Genomic DNA, 3961 nt, shown 5'->3' on the forward strand with positions numbered 1-3961 from the left:
GGACAACGTGGAGTGCGGCAACGACATCGGGTGTACTTGGTGGAAGTGATACGAGTGCAACGGTGACAGGTTTAAGTGCGAATACGAGCTATTCGTTCCGTTTGGTCATCACTGGCGGAGCGAATGCGGGAAATTCGAATGCGGTAGCGGTGACGACGTTGTCGGTTCCAGTAAGCGACTTTGCAACGACGGGAAAGACATCGACGACAGCGGACTTTGGCTGGAGTGTAGTAAGTGGAGCGACTTCGTTAGCAATCGAACAGTCGACCGATGGAGGAACGACGTGGAGTGCAGCGACGACATCAAGTGTAGTTGGTGGAAGTGATACGAACGCAACGGTGACGGGCCTGAGTGCGAATACGAGCTATTCCTTCCGTCTGGTCGTCACTGGTGGAGCGAATGCGGGGAACTCGAATGCGGTAGCGGTGACGACATTGTCCGTTCCAGTAAGTGACTTTGCAACGACGGGAAAGACATCGACGACAGCCGACTTTGGCTGGAGTGCAGTCAGCGGAGCCTCGTCGCTGGCGATTGAGCAGTCGACCGATGGAGGGACAACGTGGAGTGCAGCGACGACATCGGGTATAGTTGGTGGAAGTGATACGAGTGCAACGGTGACAGGCCTGAGTGCGAATACGAGCTACTCCTTCCGCTTGGTCATCACTGGCGGAGCGAATGCGGGGAACTCGAATGCGGTAGCGTTAACGACGCTGTCCGTCCCGGTGAGTGATTTTGCAACGACGGGTAAGACGTCGACGACATCGGATTTTGGCTGGAGTGTAGTAAGTGGAGCCTCGTCGTTAGCAATCGAACAGTCGACCGATGGAGGAACAACGTGGAGTGCAGCGACGACATCGGGTGTACTTGGTGGAAGTGATACGAGCGCAACGGTGACGGGCCTGAGTGCGAATACGAGCTATTCTTTCCGTCTGGTCGTCACTGGTGGAGCGAATGCGGGGAACTCGAATGCGGTAGCGGTGACGACGCTGTCTGTTCCAGTGAGTGACTTTTCATCGATGGGTAAGACGTCAGCGACAGCGGACTTTGGCTGGAGTGTAGTAAGTGGAGCCTCATCGCTGGCGATTGAGCAGTCGACCGATGGAGGGACAACGTGGAGTGCAGCGACGACATCGGGTGAGCTTGGTGGAAGTGATACGAGCGCAACGGTGACGGGCCTGAGTGCGAATACGAGCTACTCCTTCCGCTTGGTCATCACTGGCGGAGCGAATGCGGGGAACTCGAATGCAGTAGTGGTGACGACGTTGTCCGTTCCGGTAAGCGACTTCGCATCGACGGGAAAGACGTCGGCAACAGCGGATTTTGATTGGAATGCAGTAAGTGGAGCCTCGTCGCTGGCGATTGAGCAGTCGACCGATGGGGGAACGACGTGGAGTGCGGCAACGACATCGGGTGTACTCGCAGGTAGCTCAACATCGGCGACAGTGACAGGATTGAGTGCGAATACAAATTATACGTTCCGCTTGGTTATCACTGGCGGAGCGAATGCGGGGAATTCGAATGCGGTAGCAGTGACGACATTGTCGGTTCCAGTAAGCGACTTCGCATCGACGGGAAAGACATCGATGACAGCGGACTTTGGCTGGAGTGCAGTCAGCGGAGCCACGTCGCTGGCGATTGAGCAGTCGACCGATGGAGGAACGACGTGGAGTGCAGCAACGACATCGGGTGCGCTTGGTGGAAGTGATACGAGCGCAACGGTGATGGGCCTGAGTGCGAATACGAGCTACTCCTTCCGCTTGGTCATCACTGGCGGAGCGAATGCGGGGAACTCGAATGCGGTAGCAGTGACGACATTGTCGGTTCCAGTAAGCGACTTCGCATCGACGGGAAAGACATCGACGACAGTGGACTTTGGCTGGAGCGCAGTCAGCGGAGCCACGTCGCTGGCGATTGAGCAGTCGACCGATGGAGGGACAACGTGGAGTGCAGCGACGACATCGGGTGTACTTGCAGGTAGCTCAACATCGGTGACAGTGACGGGTCTGAGTGCGAATACAAGTTATACGTTCCGTTTGGTCGTTACTGGCGGAGCGAATGCGGGGAACTCGAATGCAGTAGTGGTGACGACACTGTCCGTTCCGGTAAGCGACTTTGCATCGACGGGAAAGACATCGACGACAGTGGACTTTGGCTGGAGTGCAGTAAGTGGAGCCTCGTCGCTGGTAATTGAGCAGTCAAGCGATGGAGGGACAACGTGGGGTGCAGCAACGACATCGGGTGCACTTGGTGGAAGTGATACGAGTGCAACGGTGACAGGTTTAAGTGCGAATACGAGTTATTCGTTCCATTTGGTCGTAACAGGCGGAGCGAATGCGGGGAACTCGAATGCGGTAGCAGTGACGACGTTGTCGGTTCCAGTAAGCGACTTCGCAACGACGGGAAAGACATCGACGACAGCAGACTTTGGCTGGAGCGCAGTCAGCGGAGCCTCGTCGCTGGTAATTGAGCAGTCGAGCGATGGAGGGACAACGTGGGGTGCAGCAACGACATCGGGTGCACTTGGTGGAAGTGATACGAGTGCAACGGTGACAGGTTTAAGTGCGAATACGAGTTATTCGTTCCATTTGGTCGTAACAGGCGGAGCGAATGCGGGGAACTCGAATGCGGTAGCAGTGACGACGTTGTCGGTTCCAGTAAGCGACTTCGCAACGACGGGAAAGACATCGACAACAGCGGACTTTGGCTGGAGTGCAGTAAGTGGAGCCTCGTCGTTGTCGATCGAGCAGTCGACCGATGGGGGAACGACGTGGAGTGCAGCAACGACATCGGGTGCACTTGGTGGAAGTGATACGAGTGCAACGGTAACAGGACTGAATGCGAATACAAGTTATATGTTCCGCTTGGTCGTTACTGGCGGAGCGAATGTAGGGAACTCGAATGCGGTAGCAGTGACGACGTTGTCGGTTCCAGTAAGCGACTTCGCAACGACGGGAAAGACATCGACAACAGCGGACTTTGGCTGGAGTGCAGTAAGTGGAGCCTCGTCGTTGTCGATCGAGCAGTCGACCGATGGGGGAACGACGTGGAGTGCAGCAACGACATCGGGTGCACTTGGTGGAAGTGATACGAGTGCAACGGTAACAGGACTGAATGCGAATACAAGTTATATGTTCCGCTTGGTCGTAACAGGCGGAGCGAATGCGGGAAATTCGAATGCGGTAGCAGTGACGACATTGTCGGTTCCAGTAAGCGACTTTGCATCGATGGGTAAGACGTCAACAACAGCGGACTTCGGCTGGAGTGCAGTAAGCGGAGCCTCATCGCTGGCGATTGAGCAATCGACCGATGGAGGAACGACGTGGAGTGTAGCAACGACATCAAGTGCACTTGGTGGAAGTGATACGAGCGCAACGGTGACGGGCCTGAGTGCGAATACAAATTATTGGTTCCGTTTGGCCATCACTGGCGGAGCGAATGCGGGGAACTCGAATGCAGTATCCGTAACGACGATGTCCGTTCCGATAAGCGACTTTGCAACGACGGGAAAAACATCGACGACAGCGGATTTTGGTTGGAGCGCAGTCAGCGGAGCCACGTCGCTGGCGATTGAGCAGTCGACCGATGGAGGGACAATGTGGAGTGCAGCAACGACATCGGGTGTACATGGTGGAAGTGATACGAGTGCAACGGTGACAGGTTTAAGTGCGAATACGAGCTATTCGTTCCGGTTGGTCATAACAGGCGGAGCGAATGCGGGAAATTCGAATGCGGTAGCGTTAACGACGCTATCGGTTCCAGTAAGCGACTTTGCAACGACGGGAAAGACATCGACGACAGCAGACTTTGGCTGGAGTGCAGTCATCGGAGCCTCGCCGCTGGCGATTGAGCAGTCGACCGATGGAGGGACAACGTGGAGTGCAGCGACGACATCGGGTGCACTTGGTGGAAGTGATACGAGTGCAACGGTGACAGGTTTAAGTGCGAATACGAGCTATTCGTT

At 55.6% G+C, this 3961-nt stretch carries 1 protein-coding gene; it reads left to right on the forward strand.

Translation table 11 applies throughout. The features are described from left to right. Positions 1–3961 (forward strand): beta strand repeat-containing protein (locus K0T92_RS24365; RefSeq protein WP_425517684.1); only part of this gene is annotated, 3961 nt, incomplete at both ends.

Source organism: Paenibacillus oenotherae (genome assembly GCF_019443105.1).
GTDB lineage: Bacteria > Bacillota > Bacilli > Paenibacillales > Paenibacillaceae > Paenibacillus_Z > Paenibacillus_Z oenotherae.